This window comes from Desulfosarcina widdelii, assembly GCF_009688965.1.
Taxonomy (GTDB): domain Bacteria; phylum Desulfobacterota; class Desulfobacteria; order Desulfobacterales; family Desulfosarcinaceae; genus Desulfosarcina; species Desulfosarcina widdelii.
The window spans coordinates 5,404,555-5,427,681 of sequence record NZ_AP021875.1; the positions used below are offsets into that span (position 1 = coordinate 5,404,555).

The following is a 23,127-nucleotide window of genomic DNA, read 5'->3' on the forward strand; positions in this document are numbered from 1 at the left end:
TCAGGGTTTTGGCTAACGGAACAGTAAAATGGTTCAATGACAAAAAGGGGTATGGATTTATCAACGAAAACGAAGGTCGGGACATTTTTGTCCATTTTTCAGCCATAGACATGCCGGGATTCAAGACGCTGTCTGAGGGCGATGTGGTCATGTTCGATGTCGAAGAGAGCGACCGCGGCCCCGAGGCCAAGAATGTGAGAAAAACGACCTGAGTTAAGAAACGACGAATTTCAAACCGGGACGCCCAGGCAAGCATCGCTTGGGCGTCCCGGTTTTTTTGGAAAGGCCGTTGCTTGCCCGCCTCCTTCTAAGTGCCCATCCAGAAATAGGCAAATTGGGTCGAGATCGAGGCGCACGAAAAATTTTACCGCAGTCATATGGTTAATATTTCGAGGATAAAATTTTTCGCGCAACAAAGATATCGGCCAAGGGTAAGATTGGCTTGGCCATTTCTGGATGGGCACTTCTTAATATTTCAGCCGGATGGCTCCCGCCAGCACCGAAAACGTGAACCGGTTGGCCGACCACCCCACATCCCCGTCAATCTGCAAAGTCAACGGCGCGTTCAATTTTACGGTTACCGTTTTGCCGCGGCGATAGTCGCCGCAGCGGTTGCCGACGGTAAATCCAGTGAGCAGGCCGCCCACGATTCCCGGCAGGCCGGAGGCGAGCGTGAGGGTATGCAGATGACCGTCACTCCAACAGGCCCGGGGAACGGCCTGCAACCCCATACCGAAAAATGGCTGCTTGACGACCATGAAACTGGTCAGCCTCCTGACGCGCCGGCTGGCGTCATCCACAGTAATCCAGGCGCCGGTGGGTCGATAGTCCTGAAAATACGCCCTCAGACCGGCCCGGATGTGGGCGCTCAGCCCCCCATAGCCCCGCCGCCTATATTGCTCGTATCGACGAATCTGTGCGCCGTCGATACCCAGCGATACCATAAATCCTTTTTTTCTCCCGCCGCAGTCGATCAGATCGCAGGAATGCATGCGTCCTGCGCGGATCCTGGCTGCGATCGCTTCCGTTCCTCCCCGGTACCCCAGGGCATAGGTGAGGGCGTTGCCCGTGCCGAAAGGCAAAAAGGCCATTGCCGTGGATGGGGTTTCGACGGCATTGATGGCCAGAGAGAAGGTTCCGTCTCCACCCGCCACGACGAGCACGTCACAGCGTTCGGCCTGCTCGCGGGCGCACTGGGAAAATGCCTCGGCCGAAGCGGTATCCAGTCCGTGAATGTCGGCGCGCAGCAGGTCGGCAGCCTTTTTGAGAAGGGCGTAGCGTCGGCTCATGGAAAGATTCCCGGAAGCCGGGTTGGCGAGGATGGCGTAGCGCGGCATCGATTTCATGGCGGGTCCCCATCTTTCATTAAACACCTACAAAAACAGACGTTTTGAGTTGATCCGATGCATTGGCATTGTTAGCATAATGTTAGCGTTTCGTTAGAAACGGGTTGGCATGTCAGGACAACCGATGACTATCGACTTTTGGCAGTCTCGCAAAAAGTCACCAGACTTGTCATTCCCGAGGCGGGAATCCTCAATGATCGTACGGGTGAAAAATTTTTCGCCCCTACCCCGCCTTTTTGGGAATCCATCAATTTTTCAATTGGTTGTATTCTCGTCCGTTTTCCCAATTTTTACAACCGCTGGATCGAAACCATGAGCAAGCGTCGCACAGCATTGAAAAAAATCCTCTGGATCGGACTGATCGCCGTTGTCATGACGATGGTGTGGCTGCCGAGAGCGCTTGAACACACCCCTTCAGCCGCTGTGCCGCACTACAAGGTCCATATTGCCTTTGGTTTCCACGTCAATTTGTACCACTCTTTTCGCGGGGATACCAACGACGAAAACGGATTCGGACAGGATATCGACGTTATCCGGCACACCATCCGCGAATTGGACCGCTTCAACCGCAGCGGCGTCCCGGTCAAGGCCGTATGGGATTTCGACAATCTTTTCTCCCTTCAGGAGATTCTGCCCGTTCACGCACCGGATATCATTCCCGATGTGCGGCGGCGCATTGCGGAAGGCCGCGATGAAGCCATTTTAATGTCCTACGACAATGGCCTGGCATCGGCCATGAACAACGAGGAATTCATGGCCTCCGTGCAGCGGGCCGTTACCAACGAAAAGGGCAGCGGCATCGAAGACCTTTTCGGCACGGTGGCCCCCATCGTCCGCCCCCAGGAGATGATGACCACCCCCGGCCATTTCGAGCGCTATCGGGAATTGGGAATCGAGTACGTCTCCCTTTATTACAGCGCCACCCCTTTCGATGCTTTCCGAATGTTTTCCCGAACGTTGACGCCCACGGAGGCCCATAATCCCATCGCGTATCGCAATCCGGCAACCGGGGAACGAATCGGCATCATCCCGTCCTATCATGCCGGCGACCTCGTGGAGCATGTCAGCCTGCGCAATTGGGTGCAGGAGTTGCACGATCTCCAGCAGGAGGGAAAAATCGACCGGGATGTGCTTATTTTCATCAACTTCGATGCGGACGCCGAATTCTGGACCGGCAAACCGCTGCCCTGGCACCTGCGCTGGCTGCCCAACACCGGCGGCATCGCCCAACTGGTCGAATCGGTGGCCGACCTGGATTGGGTGCGCTTCACCAACCTGACAGACTATCTGGCGGACCACCCGCCGGTTGGGACCGTCTACTTTGGCCAGGACACGGCCGACGGCAGCTTCAACGGGTACGATTCCTGGGCGGAAAAGGCCTATGCCTCTGACTACTGGACCCGCATCGTGCGCAACCGCCGGGCTCACCGGATGGCCCGCAAGGCCTGTGCGCTGTCGCCGGACGAGGGCTTACCGGCAAGGCGTCAGAACCTGTTGCAAGCGTCCTTCGATCTCCGGCTGCGCGCCCTGTCGACGACCAATTTCGGTCTGGCGACACCATTTCTGGCCAAAGAACGGGAATCGGCCATGGCGGCCCTGCTCAACCGTCTGGACGACTACAGCGAGAAAATCGAAGCCTTCATCGCCCAACATTCGGCGACGATGGTTGCCCGAACCCCTCCACCCCGTCAGGCTTCGAATACCGGTAGCCTGGTGGATGCTTTCGTGGTTCTGAACGACACGCCCGACGATGTCCGGACCGGCGACCGCAACCTGGCCGTTACCCTGCCCGACAATGCTGCCGGGACCAGCCGGTATGCCCTGATCGACGCGAAGGGCCATTCGATTCCCGCTGCCGTTGTCGAACAGCGGTCATCGGAGTGCGGCACATCGTTGACCCTGCGGGTATTCAAAGACCACGAGATGCCCGACGGCGTCTATTTCCTCTGCCAGCGGGAGGATCGATCCCGCGATGCGGATAAGACCCGCGGACAGGTGTTTGCCGACGCAACCCACCTGAACAACGAATTCATTGACGTCCATCTCGATGCCAACGGGCACCCGATCCGGGTTGTCAAGGAGGGGGACGCTCAATTGGGCGCGGGCAGCCTGATTCCATACATCGTCTACCGGGGAAAGCGCATCACCCCCGAACGGTTGACCGTAACCGTGGAAAAGCCGGGTGATGACGGCGTGGCAGTCGTAAGGCTCCACGGCCCCTGGGCAGGTCCGCCAGGGGTGACCCGTGCCCCGGGATGGGTGGATACCCGCTTGCGCCTGATCGCCGGAGTGCCTTATCTGTTTGTCGAAGGCACAGTGCGTTATCCGGATACCTGGCGAAACCAGGTGATACACGCAGATAGGCCGGTACTTGCACGCAAGATCGACGACGGCTGGCAGGAAGTCGCTCCGGTGGAATTACGGTATTTACAACGGGCCAGCAGAATACATCCTTTTTTCATCCACAAGCGCAACTATCTGGGAAAAGAAGGCGCCTATGCCGTCGATTACTACAAGTATTCGTCGAAAAACCGCAATGTGGCCAGCATCAACAACCACATCACTGCCGAATATGCCGCCGTGACGACATCCGGAAACGGTATGGCCGTGGCCATGAATCCGAACGTAAGCGCCAATTTTGCCTATTGCCCCTTCAAAATGGACTATCGCCCGCAAACCAGAGAATTTGCCATCCGCGCCAATCCCTTCGGCACCTACCATGGCAGCCAGATCGTTCCGCCCACGCGGGGCAATCGACAGGGATATGAAGCCGTTTTGTTGTCCGCGCCGCAACTGCACAGCGCCGGCCCGACCTATAACGGCCGCCTGGAGCGATTCGAGCTGATGGTGGCCTTTTTTGCCGGGGATGCTGTCCCGGACGATGTCAAGGCTGATCTGGTTGCCTTTGCCCGGCCGCCGATGGCCAGCGCAACCTTTGCCGCAAAGGCGCCAAAACCGTCACGGGAAAATTCGCTGCCGCCGGCCGGGTTTCTGGCCCTGCCCTATCGCGATGGTATGCTGCTGCAATGGGATGCGGATGACGATCCCGGCACCCAGTATCGAATCCGCTGCCGGAACGTTACAAAACGGGAAGAACGGGCATTCGTCTCGGCGGGCCATTCGCTTTTACTCGACCGCTCCGCGCTGGATGTCGCCGGTCACGATTTCATCTTGACCATCGAAGCCCTGCGAGGCGACGGCAGCGGGACGAAGCGGTCAAGACCGATCCGTTTTGGCTTCAGGCCGGCGGTTGCCCCCGATATGGCCATTCCGCTGGATTTCAAGGCGAAGCTGTTGTGGGCCAATGTCAATGCATGGATCCGGTGGCATCTGCTATGACAGGTATGGTGGCTTTGCGTCGCTGAACGATGCGGGCTGGCTGGATTTTTCGGGTTTATCGATCCTCAGATAGGTCCGGCATTGTGGATAGTTGCTGCACCGGTACCGGGTGAAGCCCCTTTTTTGCATGTAGCGGTGCATCGGCTGGTTGCAGACCGGGCAGTTCGGCCTGACTGCATCGTTTTTCCGCGGACCGTCGACAATGAACTGGCGGTTGCAGATCATGCAGATTCGCCGCTTCTTGCCGTTGATGGTGCGTCCATAGCGATAGGTCGCACTCGAACCGCATGCCGGGCATATTGTGGCTTGCTCTTCCATCACACCTGCCTTCGGGGATCGATCCTTCTTTCCCTTGTGAAACCAAATTAGGCACGATGTGTTAGTTCTCCTTTAGCGTCGGATTAGATCCCTGTTTGAAATCAGGTGCGCTTTCAAAGCAGGCCTTTTTTGCGGTAGACGTATGCCAGAAGGGTATCCACGATCAGGAACAGGACAACGGGCAGCAGCAGGAAAATCAGCGTCAGGATGGCGGCCAGGGATCGGTTGGAAGAGGAGAGCAAGGGAAAGAGGGTTCCGGTAAAGGAAGCTACGCTGCCGCCGCCGATCAGAAAGACGAGAAAATACTCCGAAAAGGCAACTAGGAACACCACGCTGCCGCCGGCGACCGCTGCCGGCATCAGCAGCGGCAGCTCCACCCGCCAAAGTGTCATCAGCGGGCCGGCACCCAGATTCCGGGCACAGATCCGGTATTTTTCGCCCATGGTCTGAAAGCCCGCGACCAGTGCCCGGAACATGTACGGGTAGCTGAACATGGCCAGCACCAGGACCACCCCGATCAGGGTTTCGGCCAGGGCCAGCTTGATGAACACAAAGTGCAGGCCCATGGCAAAGGTCATGGGCGGCACCAGGGCCGGAGTCAGGAGCAGGCCCTCCAAAAGCGCCTTGCTCCGAAATTCGGTTCGGGCGAAAACAGCCGCCGGAAAAAGGCACATGGACAGGGTCACCAGAACGGTCAGCAGGGAGAAGAGAAAAGAGTTCCCCAAAGAGAAGAGAATCCGGTGTTGGTGCCGCAGGAAATAGGAGACGCCCGTAAGGGAGAAGGTCTGCGGCCAGACATCGGGAAACCGCCATCCGGGCGCCAGGGCGATCAGCAGCAGAACGATCACGGGTAGAACGAAAAGCAGGATCAGAACCAGCATCGTGGCGGCATGTTTCATAATTTGCGCACCCCGTTTTCCAGGCGGCGGACGGCCTTGGAATAGACGACGATAAAAAGGACCGCAAAGGCGAACATGAGGGTCAGGATCGCCATGGCCTCCGGCCGGCGGATCAGGTCGTGTTTGAAGTACAGGTTGTACACGTGAATGCTCAGCATGCCGGGACGGCTTTCGCTAAGGATGTAGGGGATGTCGAAGGCGCCGAAGCTGTAGAGAAAAAGGATGATGAAGGCCGTGTGTAAGGCGGGGGCCAGGCGGGGCAGGACAATGGCGAAAAAGATCCGTGTCCCCGAGGCGCCGAGCATGGCGGCGGTCTGGATCTGCCGGATGTCGAAACGGGCCAGCAGGGCCATTACCAGAAGCATGGCAAAGGGGGCGCCTTTGAGGCTATAGGCCAGGATCATGCCCATTCCCCAGCCGGAATATAGCACGTTGGGAAATTCCTGCATGGAACCGATCAGGCCCAGGGCATGGAAAACTGATGCCAGGATGCCCGACCGGCTCCAGAACACCAGCACCACGAAGGCCACGGCAATGTGGGGCAAAATCAGGGGGATTTTGTAGATCAGGGCTGCGCCGGCAAGCCTGCGGGGCAGTTGCCAGACCCGATAAGCCAGAAGGGTTCCCGCGGTGACGGCCATTGCCGACGAGGCCGCCGCCACCCACAGGGAAAAGCCGAAGGAGGCAAAAAACGAAGGGTCGCCCAGGATGCGGGCATAGGCGTCCAGAAGGTTGCCTGCGTAGGGCAGGGGTGTGAGAACGCCCAGGGACTGGCAGACAGTGAGAAAGACACCCCCGCAGAACAGCACCAGGTACGGCAGGAGCAGGGGGCTGAGCCTGGCCAGCAGGTTAGTTGTCCAGGACATGGGTCTTCCAGCCCTGCTCCAGCGCCTCCAGGTACGCCGATGGAATCTCGGGAACCGCCACCGGGTCCAGTTGGTCCGATCCCAGGGTGGCCGGCCCCAGGTCCACGGATTGAAACTGGTTGCGCTGCGCCGGTGTCAGCCGGTCCGGATCAAGGGCGGGAAAGTCTCCCCAGTTTTCCGGGTCGTATTTGGATAACTGGGCATCCACGGAAATGAGAAAATTGGCCAGCACCATGGCCCCGGCCTTGTTGGGGCTGTTGAAGGGAATGGCCGTAAAGTGGGTGTTGTAGATGGAACCGTCCTTTAAAACGAAGGTTCGCACCGTCTCCGGGTAGCTGCCTTCGAGAATTTTGTTCTGGGCGTGGGGCGGGTGGTAGGACATGCCGAAGGCCACTTCTCCCCTGGAAAAGAGCGTGTCCAGCACGGCGCTGTCCTTGGGATAGGTGCGTCCTTTCTGCCACAAAAACGGTTCGATATCGTTGAGCCAGTTCCAGAGAAGCGGGGCCTTGCGGGCAAAAAGATCCGGGTTCCATCCGGCCAGATACTGTTCATGACCGCCGGTGACGGCGCAGAACACCTGGCGGATAAAAGCGGAGCCGGTGAAATCCGGCGGTTGGGGGTAGGTGAACCGGCCGGGGTTGGCCTTGACCCAGGCCTTCAAGGCGGCCATGGTCTGCGGCGGGGTGTCGATGCGGGCCGTGTCGGTTTCGAAAACGAACTGCGCCCGGCCATACGGTGCCTCGTAACCGTCCACCGGATAGCCGAAATCATAAGCCACGCTTTTCGGGTCCACATAACGCTGCACGTTGGGCAGGTTCGCGGCAAAGGGGCCGAAGAGAAGACCGGCTTCTTTGGCATTTTTGAAGTTCTCTCCGTTGATCCAGAGCAGGTCGATGGTGCCGGTGCGTTTGCCGGCGGCTTTCTCGTTGAGCAATTTGTTCACGAAGACCCCGGCGTCCATGGGAACCCGCACGAGATCGATGCCCCAGCGTTTTTTCATCTCGCCGGCCACATAGCTGTCCACCCAGTCATTGACATGGGCCCAGCCGCCGAACATGTACCAGCGTACCTGGCTGCCGCGGGCCTGCTCCTCAATTTGGTCAAAGGGCATATCCAGCAGGGCGGCGTCTGCCGGTTGCGCCAGTCCCTTTGAAGGCAGGGTCAATATGGCCCCCAGGGCTGCGAGAAGAACGAGTTTTCGGATCATGGTCTCTCCTTTAGTAAGGTTTGAGTCGCAGTGCCACCCGCTGGCCGGGCGTAAACTGGTCGGCCTGGCTGTACACCGTATAGGCATTGTCCTGAATCGTTACGGTATAGGCGGTGTAGTGGCCGGCAAAGGTTTTCTCGGCGATGCGCCCGGGCCCTTGGGCATCTGCGGTTATGGTCAGATTTTCGGGCCGGGCCAGATGCGCATCGGTTTCGGATTCAGGCACCCGGAATATCGGAAAAAGGTTTCTCGGGATCGCGTTCACCGGACCTAAAAAACGGGCCACCTGTGGGGAGACGGAGTTGAAATAGACCGCCTTGGGCGTGTCGAACTGGCGCAGCCGGCCGTCGAGAAGAACGCCGATGCGGTCGGACATGGAAAAGGCTTCTTCCAGGTCGTGGGTCACGCTGATGGTGGGAATTCCGAAGGCCTGCTGGGTGCGGCGGATGAAGCGGGCGGTTTCCATCTTCAGGTTGCGGTCCAGGTTGGCAAAGGGCTCGTCCAGCAAAAGGACCGCCGGGTTGACGATCATGGCCCGGGCGATGGCCACCCGCTGCTGCTGACCGGCGGAGAGCTGGGCGGGGTAGTGGTCCCCTTTGTCGGCGATCTGGAAATAGTCCAGCATGCGGTCCACCTGCCGGTCGATTTTGTCTTTGCCCATTCGCTGGGCCTGCAGCCCGAAGCCGATGTTCTCGCGGACCGTCATGGACGGAAAGAGGACATAATCCTGGAACACGATGATCACCGGGTGGTGCTGCGTCGGCGGATCGGAGAAGTGAACCGTGCCGGTATCGGCGGTTTCCAGCCCGGCAATGATCTTGAGCAGGGTCGTCTTGCCCACCCCGGAAGGTCCGACGATGGATACCAGTTCATGGGGCCCGACATCGAAGCCGATGTCTTCCAGAACGGTTTTACTCCGGTATTGTTTGGTTATGTGACGGACTTTAAGATCCATGGGATATCGGCCAGGTACTGTTCGATTTTCGCGAATGTGTCCGCATTCTGCAGGGGTCGGTCGGTCCGCGTATACTCGTACCAGGCCATGAAGCACCAGGACAGAGCCCGCAGCAGGATGGTCTTTTCCATCACCGTTGTTTTAAGGACCAGTTCATCGAAGTCCAAATCCGGGCAGGCGTCCCGATGATAGGCCCGGAGGAATCGGTTTTTCTCCGCGGGCGTCAATACCGTGTCGCTTTTCCACAAGGTGGTGGTGGGAACCAGAAAGTGGCCCAGATCCTGATAGCGGCAGGATTCCACGGCCTTTTCCCAGTCCACGAGAAAGTCTCCTTCATCGCCGATGATGAAGTTGCCGGAATTGACCTCGGTATTGACCAGGCAGCGGGCTTCGTCGGCAAACAGGCTGCGGGTGCGGTCGGCCAGTTCGAGGACGCTCCGGTGATAGGCCCGTATTTGCCGACCCTCGCTTTCCAGGGGATGGTGGGCGAATCGGTCGAGCAGTCCTTTGCTTTCCCGGGCGATATCCATTACCGGATCGGCCTGGACCACCAGCCCCTTTGGTACGGGCACCGTGTGGACGCGGGCGAAGATGCGGGCGGCGCGCTCCAGGTCCCGTTCATAGATCAGGGGATCGCCCGGCAGGTAGTTCATGAGCAGGGCGCCGCCGCCCAGCGGTTCGGGGTCGGGATGGCAGGCGATGGGCCGGGGGGTCACGCCGGATGCGTCCAGGGCCTGGAGTACCTTGTACTCGTAGGCGATCTGATCCCCGCCCAGACCCAACTGGCTGCCGTGGTTGATGCGCAGGACGAAACGGCCGGCTTCGCTTTCCACCAGATAGTTGGCATTGTATTCTCCGGCGGCCAGAAAGGAAACCGACAGCGGTTCTTCGATCCATCCAACGGTCGCGAGAAATGTCCGTATCCGTGACAGTTCCTTTGGATCTGCCATGACGTCACCTGTTTCCTGTCGATATAAAGGAATCACCCTCCTTCTGCCTGTAACGTTGTATAACATTTTCCTGGAGTGCAGTAAATTTCGTTGGAAATTTGAGACACCGGTCGCCCATGCCGGAAGGCCCTTTTATTGGGGATTGACACGCATTGCGCGCAAACCGTATATATTTAAAAATAAGTATGGCCGGTTGGCCCGCCCCTCCTTTTTTGAACCACTTTTAAACAAAATTTATTCTTGTCTTTTTATAGACGGACTGCGCATCGGGCGCATCAGGCAGCGTTCTTTTCATTCAATGACGAGGCCTTCGCTTTGAACCCGGCTTCAATTTTCAGTGAGGTGACGATGAAACAGACAGTTATGGAGCGTTTCGAGAAAACGGTTGCCGCCCACGGAGATCGACCCGCGTTGAAGCATAAACGCAACGGCCGGTGGGAGACGATTACCTGGAATGACTATCAGACCGGAGTGCTGACCACAGCCAAGGCGTTCATGGCCCTGGGCCTGGAGGCCGGCAAGGCGGTCAATATCCTGGCGAACAACTGCCCGCAGTGGTTTATCGGCGATCTGGCGGCCATTTTTGCCGGCGCCGTGCCCGGCGGCATCTACACGACCAGTTCCCCGGAACAGTGCCTGTATATCGCCCAACACAGCGAAGCCAATATTGTCGTGGTGGAAGATGGGGCACAGTTGAAAAAATTCGAAGGATTGTGGCCCGATCTTCCCGATTTGAAAGCCATCGTGATGATGAACGGCTCCGATGACGACCCGCGGGTCTATGCCTGGGGCGATCTGCCCGAGCTGGCTTCCGGAGTGACCGATGCGGCTCTGAAGGAGCGGATGGATGCCCAGTCTCCCGATTCCTGCTGTACATTGATCTATACGTCCGGTACCACCGGCAATCCCAAAGGCGTCATGATCACCCACGACAATATCGTGTGGACGGCTCGAAAGGTGGTGGAGACCGTTGACGGAGACTACCGCGACCAGGTGATCAGCTACCTTCCTTTAAGCCATATTGCCGAACAGATGGTCAGTCTGGTCGTCCCGATGACGATGGGATGCACCGCCTGGTTTGCCGAAAGCCTGGACCAGTTGGGCGACAACCTGCAGGAGGTCCGGCCGAGCATATTTCTCGGGGTGCCGCGGGTCTGGGAAAAGATCCAGGCCAAAGTGGCGGCGGCCGGGGCCGACAACCCGCCGCTCAAAAAGAAAATCGCCGCCTGGGCCCGCAGGCAGGGACTGGCCGGCGGCTACGCCCACCAGAACGGTCAACCCCGGCCGCGGCTGTATCCCCTTGCGGACAAACTCGTGTTTTCCAAGGTCCGCCAGCGGTTGGGGCTGGATCGTTGCCGCATCTTTTTTTCCACCGCCGCTCCCATCGCCGAGGATACCCTCGAGTTTTTCATGAGCCTGGGGATAACGATTACCGAGATATACGGCATGAGCGAGTGCACCGGCCCCACCACGATCTCTTTGCCGCAGACCGGGCGCTATCGCACCGGCTGGGCCGGGCCGCCCATGACCGGGACGGAGCTTCGTCTTGGGGAGTACGACGAAATCCTGATGCGCGGCCGCCACGTGTTCAAGGGGTACTACAAGAACGAGGCGGCCACCCGCGATACGATCGACGAAGAGAGCTGGCTTCACTCCGGGGATGTGGGCCGTATCGACGACAAGGGCTTTTTGAAAGTCACCGACCGCCTGAAAGAACTGATCATCACAGCAGGGGGAGAAAACATTCCTCCCCAGGTCCTGGAAAGCAAGCTCAAGGCGATTCCGATCATCAACCAGGTGGTGGTTATCGGCGACCGGCGCAAGTATGTATCGGCGCTGCTGACCCTGGATCCGGCCAAAGTGGCGCTGGCGGCGGAAGAGGCCGGCAGCCGGGCCACCGATATCGACGGGGCCGTTTCCTGCGAGCGGTTCAAGGCCTATTTGCAGGTGCGGGTGGATGCGGTCAACGCCACCCTGCCCCGATCCTGGACGATCAAACGATTCGTCGTTCTGCCCAAAGACTTGTCCATCGAAAACGGTGAACTGACGCCGACCATGAAGCTCAAACGCCGGGTGATCAAAGCCAATTATGCGGGGGAAATCGAGGGTATGTATGCCGAATGAACACTGATATGTATGCCTGTCCATCCATACAGCCGGAAAATTCACCGATTCCATCAATGCCCGACGTTTGTCTCCGATGCCAGAACTTGAATCTTGACAATACCGAATTCAAAACAATCTTGTCTGATAGTCTGATCCCAATTCACCTTTTTTAAGGCATTCATCCAGGCCCTCACGGATGGCTGCATCGTGTCCGGGACCTTCAACTGCCTGCTGGGTCAGGTGGCATCCGACAGTACCGAAGGACTGTCGGCCGGCAACATACTGCCAGGAAAGACAAGATCGATGATGACCACAGGCTATCCAACCAGGCCGCCAGCGGTTTTCGATATCGCAATTCTTGTGTTGAGGAGGGGCTTGACCATCCTTATGTTTTTAGGGCTGTTTGCCGGCTGTGCCACGCTGCCGTCGCCCTCTTCCTATGAACCGGCTTCGATCAACGCGATCCGGTTTCGCGACCGGGCGCTGTCGAAGGCCGACGAAGACATCAGGGTGACGGTAGCCGTACCAACCGCCGATGAAGCTCGTGCCTTGTTCGGCGCCGATCTGTTTGGCAGGGAGGTGCAGCCCGTGTGGGTCAAGGTCGAAAATCACAGCACCCGGACCTATTATCTGCTCAGTGCGGCTACGGATCCGAACTATTTCTCACCCCTGGAGACGGTTTATTCGCTCCGGGGTGGTCTGTTCGGCATTTACCGGGATGAAATGGAGCACCATTTCCGGTCGATGAACTTCCGAAATCCAATATCGCCCAATACGGCGGTATCGGGGTTCATTTTTACGAACCTCGACGAAGGTGAAAAGATCGTTCAGATCGATCTGATTGCCGCCGAACAGATCAAGCTCTTCACCTTTTTCATCCAGATCCCCGGCATGCGCGTCGACTATCGCATGGTGGATTTCAACAGTCTCTATCCGCCCGAGATGATTCGTGATGTCGATCAGGATGCACTCAAGGCGGAACTGGAGGAAATGCCCTGCTGTACAACAAATCAGGAGGGCAGCAAGCTCGGCGACCCCATGAATCTCGTCATCATCGGTGATTTTAAAGACGTTGTCGCCGCCTTTGCCAGACGGGGATGGCTGCCGGCCGAGGAAACCTACGCCACGGCGGTCTGGAAAACAATCAAGTCGTTTTTTTTCGGGTCACGCTATCGGTATTCGCCGGTGAGTCCGCTTCACTTTTTTGGAAGACGCCAGGATTTCGCCCGCCAGAAACCGCGGCACAACATCCACGAACGCAACCATCTGCGGTTATGGCACAGCCCCTGGCGCTTTCAGGGGAAGCCGGTTTTCGTCGGCCAGATCAGCCGTGACATCGGCGTCCGGTTTACGTCGAAGGCATGGCCGCCCGTCACTCACAAGATCGACCCCGATGTCGACGAAGCGCGCTTTGCACTCATCGAGGACCTGATCTATTCGCAAATGCTCGCTCACGTCGGTTTCGCGAAAGGGGTAGGCTGGGCCAGACCATCCAAACCCAGGTTCAATTTGACCGGCGATCCCTATTTTACCGACGGTTATCGCGCCGTGCTGATCCTCGATCGCGGTCCCATCGCGTTGGATCAGATCAAATATCTCGACTGGGAAGCGCCCAGGACCTTTCAGCTCGGTGACGCCAATGCATCATCCCGGAATTGAATGTCCGGCAGTGAGGCGGTAATGAAAAAAATGCCAACATGGCCGCTTGTCGTCGGTACACTGGTGTGCATGCTTTTCAGTACTGGCGGCACCTCTCTTCGCGCCGAAGAGGTTTTCGTATCCATCGGCGGCGGGGATCCGTCCGGCGTCTATTTCCCTACCGGCTTGGCCATGGCCAGGATGCTCAATGCCAAGCGCCACGATTACGGCATCCGGGCCACGGTGGAAGAAACCGATGGCGCGACCTTCAACATGAATGCGATCCTGGCCGGTTATATGGATTTCGGCATGACCCAGTCCGACAAACTCTATCAGGCGGTCAATGGCCTGGCCGAGTGGGCGGACAAAGGCCCCCAGAATGAATTGCGGGCCGTGTTCAGCCTCCACCACGAAGCGCTCACCCTGGTGGCTGCGGTGGATGCCGGCATTCATGACATGGACGATCTGAAGGGCAAGACGGTCAGTATCGGCAATCCGGGTTCCAGCCGGCACTGGACGGTTACGGAGGCTTTGACGGCCTTTGGCCTGGATTCAAACCGGGACTTCAATGCCATTGAAGTCATGGCCTCCGATGCACCGGCTCTGATGCAGGACAACCGCATCGACGCCTATTTTTATACGGTCGGGCACCCCAGCGAGACCATCCGCCAAACCCTGTCCGGGGCGCGCGAAGCCCGCCTTATCCCGATCGCCGGCTCTGCCATCGACCGGCTGATTGCCGCGAACCCATTTTACAGCAAGGCGACGATCCCGGTCATGCAACTTTATCCGGACGCGGCCCGTCAGGCAGATGTGGATACCTTCGGCGTCATTGCCACCTTGTGCACGTCTGCCAGGGTGCCTGCGGATTGGGTCTATGCGCTCACCAAAGAAGTCGTTGGCAATCTCGAGTTCTTTCGCCAACAGCATCCGGCCCTTTATCGGTTAAGCCGCGAAGGTATGCTCGATGGGCTGAACGCCCCCCTGCATCCCGGTGCGCTCCGATACTACAAGGAAACCGGGTTGATCGATTAGCTGCCGCATTTTACCTGATTGGGATTTTTATGATAAGATATCAAATACCTTTGATCGGTTTCTGCGTTTTCGCACTGCTGCTGAGCTGTGCGCCGAAGGGGAGGCCACCCAGGGACCATGATCATGGTGCGATACCATCGATGCCTCCCATGGCATCCATCACCAAAGACCACCGACCAGTCCCGGTTTTCGGTCCATCGAGTGAATATGCCGGCAGCCCGCTGGACGAGGTGGGGCATACCAGTTTTTACGGCGTCCATGAAGACCCGTCGAACCGGATCGCCCTGCTGAATAACGGCGATCAGTCCTTTGCCGCTCGCGTGCAACTGCTTGAAAGGGCAACGACGTCCATCCGCATCCAGGCGCTGGTATTTTGGGCCGACGAATCGGGACTGTTTATTGCCGAGATCCTGAAACGAAAAAAGGCAGCCGGTGTCGACGTCCGTGTGATCGTCGATGCGGCCTCGAATCTGGGGCTGCAGACCCAGTGGATGTATTTCGATTTGAAGCAGCACGGCATCGAGGTTCAGGGATACGAGTCGCTGTACCTGGAGTGGATCAACGAAATGCCCGTCCCGTTCCTCTCCCCGTCAAAAGATCCCGAGGCGCCGAACCACCGCTATCACGAAAAAATGTGGATCGTGGATGGAGAAACCGAGCATGCCATCGCCGTTGTCGGCGGGTTGAACATCGCCAACGCCTACTTTCGGGTGGACCCTTCGGATCCCGATCAGAACTGGCGGGATCAGGATATCGTCGTCAAAGGGGGCATCGTTTCAGACATGGTGACGGCCTTCGACCGCAATTTCGATCACTTTGTCGCCATCAAACAAAGTCGGGGAGGGCTCAACACCGATCTGTACTGGCAGTCGACACGGAAATTCCTGGACGAGGTCGGCAAGCTGAGAATTTCATATACGACCGATCCGGAACGGGTCGAACGGGTCAAGCGCATGGCCCGGGTCAAACCCGACCTGGCCTTTGTACCTGTACGCAGCCGGTTTTTTCATAACCGGCCCCGACTGGGCGAATCATACATCCGGCAGGCCTATGAAAAGCTCTTCGACCATGCCAGACAGGAGATTATCGTCTGCAACGCCTACTTCATCCCTTCGGCCGGGTTTATCGAAACGATCAGGAAAGCGGCGGCGCGAGGGGTTCGTGTGACGATTCTGACCAACAGCCCCGAAACCAACGATCTGCCGGAGATGACCATGGTCGGACGCAGTTACTATAAAGCCATCCTGGCAATCAACGAGGAGATGCCAGCCCGGCAAGCCGGCGGCAGCGTGCAGATTTGGGAATGGCAGGGCCGGCGGTACGACCGCGACCGGCAAACCGAGGGTACCATTCATGCGAAATACGCCGTCTTCGACCGGCGTTATGCCCTGGTGGGATCCTACAACCTGGACCCCCGCAGCGAAAAGCTCAACAGTGAGACCGCCGTGGTTTTCGAAAGCGTCAGATTGTCCACCGAATTGGCCCGCCTTTTTTATCTGCACGATCTGGCTTACAGCCGGCCGATCACCCCGGAGGATGCCGCTGAATTCAACGATCCCAGCGATGCGTTTTACAAATTGAGAAAAGAGTTCGGAGGCCTATTTGAACCGCTGCTTTAGCTTACAACACTTCTCGGCAGCGCTGCTTTTTGCCGTGGGAATCTCGTTTTTCGGGCTGCCGGCCCGGGGCTCCGAAACCGCTGCGGTCTGCACAAAAGCGATTCCCGAGATCACTTTCAGCAACTTCTCACCTCCTTTCAAGGATTACGACTATTTTCAGAATCGCCGAACCTTTCCTTTTGCCTTCAATGCTACGTCGTTCAGCCTGCTCAATGCATGGTGGCTGGCCGAAGCGTCCATGCTGGTCTATGCGGATGAAACCTATGTTCGCCGACGCTTTGCAAGGGCCGGGTTGTTCCATCTCCGATTTTTCAACCGTTCCAGCACCCAGTGCTTTGTCGCTTCCAACGACCGGTTTGCGATCATCGCCTTTCGCGGCAGCGAGATATGGAAGCGGGGCGAACCGTTCGATCCACGCCGGATATTCGCCGATTTTACGACCGATATCGATTTGCAGCGGACCGAATGGTATCGTGGGGGCAGGGTTCATCGTGGCTTCAAGACGGCCCTTGATTTGGTCTGGGATGAACTGAAATCAGAAGTCGAAACACTTCAGGCCCGGGGCTTGAAACTATGGATTACCGGGCACAGTCTGGGTGCGGCCCTGGCCGTCCTTGCCGGTGATCGGCTGCCGGATGTTCAAGGCGTGTATACCTTCGGATCGCCCAGGGTGGGCGATGATCAATTTCAGGCGGTGTTCAGGCCCAGAACATACAGGATTGTCAACTACCGTGACATCGTTACCCGCGTACCGCCGAAAGGGTTGTTCCGTCACGTCGGCGAACGGATCTCCATCGATGCACAAGGACGGGTGCTTTATCATTGCAACACCTTTGAAAACCAACCGGACCCCATTTTGACGGATGATACCGAAATCGATGAGCCGTGCCGGGAGCACACGGCAAGCCATGCGACGAACCTGATCCCGCGTTCCATCCGCGACCACGTACCCCTGCTTTATGCGATCTACCTCTGGAATGAGTTGGCGGTACGCCGAGACGTAACGGGCAATTCATTTACAAAACCGATGAGGAGGTGAAAATGGAGACCAGGCACAAGGTATTGATCATGCGGTGCGATGGATATGACCCCGATGTCATCGGCGGGATCATAAAAGAGGGAATGGAAGAACTCGGTGTGGTGCCCACCGGAAAGGTTCTGTTGAAACCGAATGTGGTCATTGCCCATCCGCAGCTGTTTCCCCACGCTTTCACACGAAAGGAATTTTTGGATGGCGCCATATGGGCGTCGAAGGCCAGAGCTGAAAATGCCAGGGAAATCGCCGTGGGAGAACGTTGCGGCATCACGCTGCCCACACGTTGGGCGTTCAAGAATGCGGGCTACCCGGAAGTATTGAAGAAGCATCGAACCAAGGCCTACTATTTCGATGAAGTGAAGCAGGTTCCTGTGAATTTGAAAAGCGGAGCTGCGCTGAGAAACACCATGTTTTTTCCCAAGCCCATCGCAGAAACGGATTTTTTGATCAATCTGCCCAAGTTCAAGGCCCACCCGTGGTGCCGCCTGACGCTGAGTCTGAAAAATTTTATCGGCATTCAGGACGACCGACACCGGCTGGTCGATCACAACGTTTTCCTCGAACATAAAATTGCAGACCTGCAGGAGGCGGTTCAACCCAAATTCATCGCCATTGACGCCATCACCGCCGGACAGAAAATGATGCTGACACCGACGCCTTTCCACATGGGCGCCATTGTTATGGGCACCAATTCATGTGCGGTGGATACCGTGGGCTGCCATATGGTTCACGTCGATCCCGAAGATCTGATCCATCTCAAACACGCTTCGACCAGGGGGCTCGGCCCCATGAATATCGATGAAATCGAAGTTTCCGGCGATTTCCCGTTGGAAGAAGTCCGCGAGCGAACGACGAATTTCGAGTTCTGCCTGGAGACCATCGACAAGTATTTTTCCGACGGAACGAATTTGCGATGCACGGTGGGAAAGTTTCCCGAAAAACATTCTTCCGACTATTGCTGGGGAGGGTGCCCGGGCGCCTTGCAGGAGGCGATGCACCTGTTCGATGCCTTTCATCCGGAGGCAAGGCAGACAATAAAGAAGGTCCATTATGTTGTCGGCAGAGTCCAAGGCCCTATTGCATTCGAAAAGGATGAGAAAATCCTGTTCGCCGGGAACTGCACCAGCTGGAAAGGGGAGATCAACGGCAAGGAAGTGACGATAAATAGCAGCTACAAACCCCCGCGCGCGGTTGACGAAAGAAAAACCAAAACCAACGACATGCTGGTAAAGACTCTGGCAACCCTATGGAGCTGTTTTCGACAGAGAAAATCGGATTACGTTCACGCCAAAGGATGTCCCGTGTCCGTCGGCGATCATGTTCACTATCTTTCGATGCTCGGCAAATTGAAAAACGTCAATTTCGATCCCAGGATCGTTGTTTCGTTGAATATCGATTACTGGAAAATGAGATTTTATCGGGCGGTCAATCGCTGGTTGACGGATGAATAAAGGGTGAACAGAGGATGTTGCAAAAATTCGTTGGTTGGAGAAAGACAGTCCGCTAACATTAGATGTCGGTCTCCGCTTGAATACAATTTCCTCCTCTACCTTTTGCTGCATACAAAGCCTGGTCAGCGCGGGATAGAACCGTTTCGATTTTTTCTTTGTTCCGGAATTGCGCCACACCACCGGATACGGTTACCGTCAAGTCCGATGCCACATCAATGAACCGGAGCGCTTCAATGGCCCTGCGGATTCGATTGGCCGCTATGGTTGCGCGTTTAAGGTTGACGCCATTGGCCAGGAGGACAAATTCTTCTCCTCCAAAACGGGCAAACAGGTCAGAATCGCGCAGTTGTGACTGAACCTCGGATGAAAAACGTTTGAGTACGACATCGCCGACGTGGTGGCCCATCCTGTCATTGATGCTTTTGAAGCGGTCCAAGTCGAAAAAGCAAACACAAAAACCGTTGCCGCCACGATCGGCGACCGCCTTTTGCCTTCTAAGCATATGCATCATATGTCGTCTGTTGGTTAAACCGGTAAGCTCGTCCGTAATGGCCATATGTTCTATTTTTTCAATTGCCGTTGCGAGCTCTGCATTGCGCTGGTACAATTTTCTTCTAAGCAGGCTTATCTGATTGCTCACAAAAGAGAATGCAACGATAACCAAAACAAAAACAAGAGCGACGACGTATTCATCTTCAATCTTAAATTGGCTTGGGTATAGCTGACAAAGCGTGAAAATGACGGCAATATATCCCAAGATCATTACCGCTGCCGTGGCCCTGTATTGATTGGGGGTCATGCTGAACGCCCCGTATAAAAGGATGATGGGAAAATACATCAACATGAGGGCGCGGAAATGATCCATAAAAAAAACGGTGATCAACAGCGTAAAGATAGACCAATTTACCATCTCCCGGGTCATGCTGGGATCCGATAAGCGCCGATTGACGCCCAGGCGAATCAATACTGGAATCGTCAGGTGACCCACCCACAAAAAAATCATCAAGAAAGCGAATTCCTGGAACTCGAGCCTGAACCCCCCTGAAAAAAACAAAATAACGGATACCAGCGATTGACTCGCGCCCCCTCCCAGGGCCTGGAGCGCCCGCTTCATGCGGATCCGCTGTTTCACGTCATCTTTTGGAATCAGCTTGTCGAACAATACCATTTCTCCAAAACAAATTTGTTCTCATTAATTCGGTCCAGGAAACCGGGTCCTCCGGGCCAGGTCAGAGGTAATTGGCTCCGCCGTAATCGTCGTGTAGGAATCCAGCATTCAGAATAAGGCTTTCGCCTTCGGCTCATTCGATTTTTTCCAAAAGACGGAGCGAAGCGACATCAAAATCCTTCTGGCTCCTGAATTCTGTCTTCTGACGCCTATTGTTTCTATTGATTGCAGCCATACCCCTGCCAGGGGGAACCCAAAACCGGGGCCTCCGGGTCCGGATATTTGCCCAGGTTTAAATCGAATATCGGTGAGAACTCTTTTCAACTTTAGACAGATCCTAAAATAGAAACTGAATTTTGCACGAACCATAAGCATTCATATGCAATGAATCGGCATGTCGATATCGGCTTGTATTACTAAAATCGTCCTTTCAAGGTTATGCCGACAAACGGCGCCGTGTCCGTTCCGGTTTCACCCAGATCGTTGCCGTCTTCATCGTCAATGCTGATTTTGCCATCTATACACGCCCCGCCGTTGATGTCGAGCCGATAGCTCTCGCCAAGCCGCCAACCGATGCGCAGGAAGGCCGCCCAGAACTCCACTTCTCCGATGCCGTCGGGCACGGCATTGCTGTCATCCAGACGAAAGCGGTAGGATCGAAACGCCCCTCCCACGCCCAGTTCCAAACGGTCGGTCGGGGTGTAAACCAGTTCCAGGCCGGCCGGACCGGCTATGCCGGCGCGGAAAGGATTGCTAACTTTGAAGCGGTCGTCGATCTTCCAGTCGATGGCCAGGAAAGGAAAGGCCTCCCATTCATCCAGCCGATTGAATACCCCGGCGCCAACGCCGATCTTCAGGTTCGGCCCAACCGCATGCATTGCCGAAATAACCGCCCCGTAAGAAAGGGATTCATCGGTTTCGGCCCCGGACGCACCGGCAAACTCCACGCTGGGGATAACCATCAGGCGCCATTGGTTGGCAGTGGTGTAGGCAATGGGCAGGCTGATACCCGGCCGGACAATCTCGTCCCACAGGTCGATCCCGGCCAGACCGTCGATTCCGGAGAAATCCCAGCGTTCGTAGTCGAAGCTCAATCCCAGGCCGACCGCCCATTGCCGGTTGACAATCCGGGTCACGTCAAACCGAAAAAAATGGCGCTCGACATCGAATTCGCCACCGCTGTCCAGGTCGGTTTCGAACTGGTAGACAGGGGTATAGGAAAATGAAAAAGCGTATTTCGGAGGCGCCGGTCTGGCGGAACCGGCATCACCGGACTGGGCATGGGCGGAAGCAGTCATTGCCATGGCGGTGAGGATCGTCGATAGTCCCAATAGCACAAAAATCTGGCGAGGGCAGCGCATTTATTCCTCCTGAGGCTGTGATGGGAAGTGCTCACCGAATCGTTCCGGTAAGGCAATTGGCCCATTACATTGCATGAAAAGCCCACGTTGTCACCAGATTTATGGGTTCTGTTGCGTCTTGCTGCGTACCTCTATATTTTTTTAACGACGGGCAGAGTTTACCCCGCCTTCCAAGCACACCGTCAGGATGGGCGCGAAGGGGAAACACGTGGCTGGGCCGGTTCGAATCCTCGGACCTGCAATCCTCTGCAATCACCGTCCTGACGCGAGCAGGATCCCTTTGCCGTGTTGAAGACAATGGATTGCTTAATGAATCCGTTCATTGGAATTTTTTGGTCGGCGGCCATTCTTTTCTTTTTTTGGCGGTTTAGGATCACTTTTGAAGCCGGTGCGCAAGGATCCCGCCGATCATGGCCAGGCATTCCATATCCAGATAACCGGCCGCGTTTTTGCGCAGCAGCACGGTGCACTGGGCCGGGAAGTCCTCGTCGGCATCGTGAAAAATGAGAACGATCGGCACCCGGTGCAGGGCCTGGAATTCATAGGCCAGGTGGCAGGACACGTCCGTATCGAACGGTCGGCCGCCCAATGCCAGGCACGCCGCTTCAAGCTTGTCCAGGCGACCTGAAAAGGCCCTGGCAATGGGGATTTCAACCGTGTTTTTGAAGCCGCCAACATACGGTGCGGCATCCTTGAAGTCCTTGTAGGTAACCAGGGTGTGATCCGTTTGGGGCGTGTCCGGGCAAAGCAGCAGGTATTTGCAGACCAGTACGCTGGCTGCATGGCTGGGGGGCTCGTTGTTTTCATTGAAGATTCCGTCCTGGGTAACGGTGATGCTTTGATTGAACAGGGGAACCGTGAAACCATCTTGGGTTGCATCGATCCCCAATGTGTCGCTTAAACAGGCTCTGTCTTCCAGGGCCGCTACCTGCTGCAAATAATCCGCGATGATTTTATCGAAAACCGGTGCGCGTTCTGTCATTTTTTCCTCCGTTCGTTATGCACTTACCCCATGGCGTAACGCCAGTTTCTCAAACATCCGCGTAATGCCAGCACCCAGGGCATACAGGCCGTCGATGCCCAGATTCTCCTCGGCGGTGGCGTCAAAAAACAGATTCAGATTGGATTTCATACCGTCCTCCGCATGCCAGTAGCAGACCAGCAGCGGGATCAGGGGCAGGGGATAGAGCACCAGGGCAACGTCCGATTGAAACTGGTTTCCGGCGGGTTGGCCGTTGAACAGGTCCACCAGATCGCTGAAAAGCTCTGGGTAGGCATCGGCCACTTTTTTCATGGGTTTTTCGCAGCGCTGGCCGAACAACCGATACCAATCCCCGCCGCTGGGCAGTTCGCGCAGCGGCACCCATTTTCCCGTGACAGGTACGCCCTTGCAGCAAAGGATATAATTCAGGACCGGGGCCGTTACCCAGGGGTTGGCATGGATGTCCGTATACACCGTTCCGGCGTCATCCACGCCGAAGTCCTTGCCCATTACCTTTAGAACGAGCTTTTTACCGTCATATACCGCGCCGATGCGACTGGCTGCATCGCTGAAATCGACCTGGCTCAACCGGGCCTTTAATTCAGCGAGTTGATTTTCGGTTTCCTGCGCATTGTTGGCTCGTTTCTGGGTCTGACTTTCATACTGATCGGCAATTTCCGGGGGAAGCTGGGGGCAGTCGGACAGCGGCCGCCGGCCACCGAATACGGCGGCGGCAAAGGCCATGCACGTTTTTTCGTTGCATTTCCGGCAATTGGATTTTTCAAGCAGTTTGAATACATCCATGAGCGTCTTGAACTGGGACATGGGGACCTCCTTGGGTTGCATTGATC

At 56.5% G+C, this 23,127-nt stretch carries 19 protein-coding genes; 8 read left to right on the plus strand and 11 right to left on the minus strand.

Going from position 1 to position 23,127, the window contains the following annotated elements; all coding sequences use genetic code 11:
* Positions 1 to 8: 8 nt before the first annotated feature.
* Positions 9 to 212 carry a cold-shock protein gene (locus GN111_RS24835; protein ID WP_155306337.1) on the plus strand — a complete coding sequence of 68 codons (204 nt, stop codon included), beginning with the start codon at positions 9 to 11 and terminating at the stop codon, positions 210 to 212.
* A 255-nt stretch (positions 213 to 467) separates the two neighbouring features.
* On the opposite strand, the gene GN111_RS24840 is transcribed toward GN111_RS24835, so the two are convergent.
* Positions 468 to 1,346 carry a diacylglycerol/lipid kinase family protein gene (locus GN111_RS24840; protein ID WP_155306338.1) on the minus strand — a complete coding sequence of 293 codons (879 nt, stop codon included), beginning with the start codon at positions 1,344 to 1,346 and terminating at the stop codon, positions 468 to 470.
* 312 nt (positions 1,347 to 1,658) lie between these two features.
* Here GN111_RS24840 and GN111_RS24845 point away from each other — a divergent pair, with 312 nt between their 5' ends.
* A complete protein-coding gene (locus GN111_RS24845) occupies positions 1,659 to 4,685 on the plus strand; it encodes a polysaccharide deacetylase family protein (RefSeq protein WP_155306339.1) in 3,027 nt (1,008 codons plus the stop codon).
* Here the strand turns inward: GN111_RS24845 and GN111_RS24850 are convergent.
* From GN111_RS24850 to GN111_RS24875, 6 genes are all read right to left on the minus strand, one after another.
* Positions 4,680 to 5,003 (minus strand): IS1/IS1595 family N-terminal zinc-binding domain-containing protein, encoded by a 324-nt coding sequence (locus GN111_RS24850; RefSeq protein ID WP_155306340.1) that lies wholly within the window; start codon positions 5,001 to 5,003, stop codon positions 4,680 to 4,682. The genes GN111_RS24845 and GN111_RS24850 overlap by 6 nt on opposite strands.
* A 113-nt stretch (positions 5,004 to 5,116) precedes the next feature.
* A complete protein-coding gene (locus GN111_RS24855) occupies positions 5,117 to 5,902 on the minus strand; it encodes an ABC transporter permease (RefSeq protein ID WP_155306341.1) in 786 nt (261 codons plus the stop codon).
* Positions 5,899 to 6,768, minus strand: coding sequence for an ABC transporter permease (locus GN111_RS24860; RefSeq protein WP_155306342.1), 870 nt, complete (start codon positions 6,766 to 6,768; stop codon positions 5,899 to 5,901). The genes GN111_RS24855 and GN111_RS24860 overlap by 4 nt, the downstream gene beginning before the upstream one ends.
* Positions 6,752 to 7,975, minus strand: a complete 1,224-nt coding sequence (locus tag GN111_RS24865) for an ABC transporter substrate-binding protein (protein ID WP_155306343.1) — start codon at positions 7,973 to 7,975, stop codon at positions 6,752 to 6,754. The genes GN111_RS24860 and GN111_RS24865 overlap by 17 nt, the downstream gene beginning before the upstream one ends.
* 10 nt (positions 7,976 to 7,985) lie before the next feature.
* Positions 7,986 to 8,930, minus strand: coding sequence for an ABC transporter ATP-binding protein (locus GN111_RS24870; protein ID WP_155306344.1), 945 nt, complete (start codon positions 8,928 to 8,930; stop codon positions 7,986 to 7,988).
* Positions 8,906 to 9,880, minus strand: coding sequence for a phosphotransferase (locus GN111_RS24875; RefSeq protein ID WP_155306345.1), 975 nt, complete (start codon positions 9,878 to 9,880; stop codon positions 8,906 to 8,908). The genes GN111_RS24870 and GN111_RS24875 overlap by 25 nt, the downstream gene beginning before the upstream one ends.
* A 348-nt stretch (positions 9,881 to 10,228) precedes the next feature.
* Here GN111_RS24875 and GN111_RS24880 point away from each other — a divergent pair, with 348 nt between their 5' ends.
* The 6 genes from GN111_RS24880 to GN111_RS24905 all read left to right on the plus strand — a co-directional run bounded on the left by GN111_RS24880 (position 10,229) and on the right by GN111_RS24905 (position 18,765).
* Positions 10,229 to 12,004 (plus strand): AMP-dependent synthetase/ligase, encoded by a 1,776-nt coding sequence (locus GN111_RS24880; protein WP_155306346.1) that lies wholly within the window; start codon positions 10,229 to 10,231, stop codon positions 12,002 to 12,004.
* 357 nt (positions 12,005 to 12,361) lie between these two features.
* Complete coding sequence (locus tag GN111_RS24885; protein ID WP_170302451.1) at positions 12,362 to 13,645, plus strand: LssY C-terminal domain-containing protein; 1,284 nt, start codon at positions 12,362 to 12,364, stop codon at positions 13,643 to 13,645.
* Positions 13,646 to 13,675: 30 nt separating this feature from the next.
* Complete coding sequence (locus GN111_RS24890; RefSeq protein WP_197740421.1) at positions 13,676 to 14,659, plus strand: TAXI family TRAP transporter solute-binding subunit; 984 nt, start codon at positions 13,676 to 13,678, stop codon at positions 14,657 to 14,659.
* Between the two features lie 149 nt (positions 14,660 to 14,808).
* Positions 14,809 to 16,278: a phospholipase D-like domain-containing protein gene (locus tag GN111_RS24895; RefSeq protein WP_170302452.1), complete on the plus strand. Its 1,470-nt coding sequence runs from the start codon at positions 14,809 to 14,811 to the stop codon at positions 16,276 to 16,278.
* A complete protein-coding gene (locus GN111_RS24900; RefSeq protein WP_155306349.1) occupies positions 16,262 to 17,317 on the plus strand; it encodes a lipase family protein in 1,056 nt (351 codons plus the stop codon). The genes GN111_RS24895 and GN111_RS24900 overlap by 17 nt, the downstream gene beginning before the upstream one ends.
* Positions 17,318 to 17,319: 2 nt before the next feature.
* Positions 17,320 to 18,765, plus strand: a complete 1,446-nt coding sequence (locus GN111_RS24905; RefSeq protein WP_155306350.1) for a DUF362 domain-containing protein — start codon at positions 17,320 to 17,322, stop codon at positions 18,763 to 18,765.
* 58 nt (positions 18,766 to 18,823) lie between these two features.
* Here the strand turns inward: GN111_RS24905 and GN111_RS24910 are convergent, their stop codons facing one another.
* The 4 genes from GN111_RS24910 to GN111_RS24930 all read right to left on the minus strand — a co-directional run bounded on the left by GN111_RS24910 (position 18,824) and on the right by GN111_RS24930 (position 23,101).
* Entirely contained in the window at positions 18,824 to 19,927 is a 1,104-nt protein-coding gene (locus GN111_RS24910; protein WP_170302453.1) for a GGDEF domain-containing protein, read from the minus strand.
* Between the two features lie 422 nt (positions 19,928 to 20,349).
* Entirely contained in the window at positions 20,350 to 21,294 is a 945-nt protein-coding gene (locus GN111_RS24915) for a DUF6268 family outer membrane beta-barrel protein (protein ID WP_155306352.1), read from the minus strand.
* 373 nt (positions 21,295 to 21,667) lie between these two features.
* A complete protein-coding gene (locus tag GN111_RS24925; RefSeq protein WP_155306354.1) occupies positions 21,668 to 22,276 on the minus strand; it encodes a DUF3786 domain-containing protein in 609 nt (202 codons plus the stop codon).
* Between the two features lie 15 nt (positions 22,277 to 22,291).
* Positions 22,292 to 23,101, minus strand: coding sequence for a DUF3786 domain-containing protein (locus tag GN111_RS24930; protein ID WP_155306355.1), 810 nt, complete (start codon positions 23,099 to 23,101; stop codon positions 22,292 to 22,294).
* Between the last annotated feature and the right edge of the window lie 26 nt (positions 23,102 to 23,127).

Bases quoted from the DNA above. Each gene is read 5' to 3' on its own strand.
- GN111_RS24840 (WP_155306338.1), bottom strand. From the start codon at position 1,346: ATGAAATCGATGCCGCGCTACGCCATCCTCGCCAACCCGGCTTCCGGG.
- GN111_RS24845 (WP_155306339.1), top strand. From the start codon at position 1,659: ATGAGCAAGCGTCGCACAGCATTGAAAAAAATCCTCTGGATCGGACTG.
- GN111_RS24850 (WP_155306340.1), bottom strand. From the start codon at position 5,003: ATGGAAGAGCAAGCCACAATATGCCCGGCATGCGGTTCGAGTGCGACC.
- GN111_RS24855 (WP_155306341.1), bottom strand. From the start codon at position 5,902: ATGAAACATGCCGCCACGATGCTGGTTCTGATCCTGCTTTTCGTTCTA.
- GN111_RS24860 (WP_155306342.1), bottom strand. From the start codon at position 6,768: ATGTCCTGGACAACTAACCTGCTGGCCAGGCTCAGCCCCCTGCTCCTG.
- GN111_RS24865 (WP_155306343.1), bottom strand. From the start codon at position 7,975: ATGATCCGAAAACTCGTTCTTCTCGCAGCCCTGGGGGCCATATTGACC.
- GN111_RS24870 (WP_155306344.1), bottom strand. From the start codon at position 8,930: ATGGATCTTAAAGTCCGTCACATAACCAAACAATACCGGAGTAAAACC.
- GN111_RS24875 (WP_155306345.1), bottom strand. From the start codon at position 9,880: ATGGCAGATCCAAAGGAACTGTCACGGATACGGACATTTCTCGCGACC.
- GN111_RS24880 (WP_155306346.1), top strand. From the start codon at position 10,229: ATGAAACAGACAGTTATGGAGCGTTTCGAGAAAACGGTTGCCGCCCAC.
- GN111_RS24890 (WP_197740421.1), top strand. From the start codon at position 13,676: ATGCCAACATGGCCGCTTGTCGTCGGTACACTGGTGTGCATGCTTTTC.
- GN111_RS24895 (WP_170302452.1), top strand. From the start codon at position 14,809: ATGGCATCCATCACCAAAGACCACCGACCAGTCCCGGTTTTCGGTCCA.
- GN111_RS24905 (WP_155306350.1), top strand. From the start codon at position 17,320: ATGGAGACCAGGCACAAGGTATTGATCATGCGGTGCGATGGATATGAC.
- GN111_RS24915 (WP_155306352.1), bottom strand. From the start codon at position 21,294: ATGCGCTGCCCTCGCCAGATTTTTGTGCTATTGGGACTATCGACGATC.
- GN111_RS24925 (WP_155306354.1), bottom strand. From the start codon at position 22,276: ATGACAGAACGCGCACCGGTTTTCGATAAAATCATCGCGGATTATTTG.
- GN111_RS24930 (WP_155306355.1), bottom strand. From the start codon at position 23,101: ATGTCCCAGTTCAAGACGCTCATGGATGTATTCAAACTGCTTGAAAAA.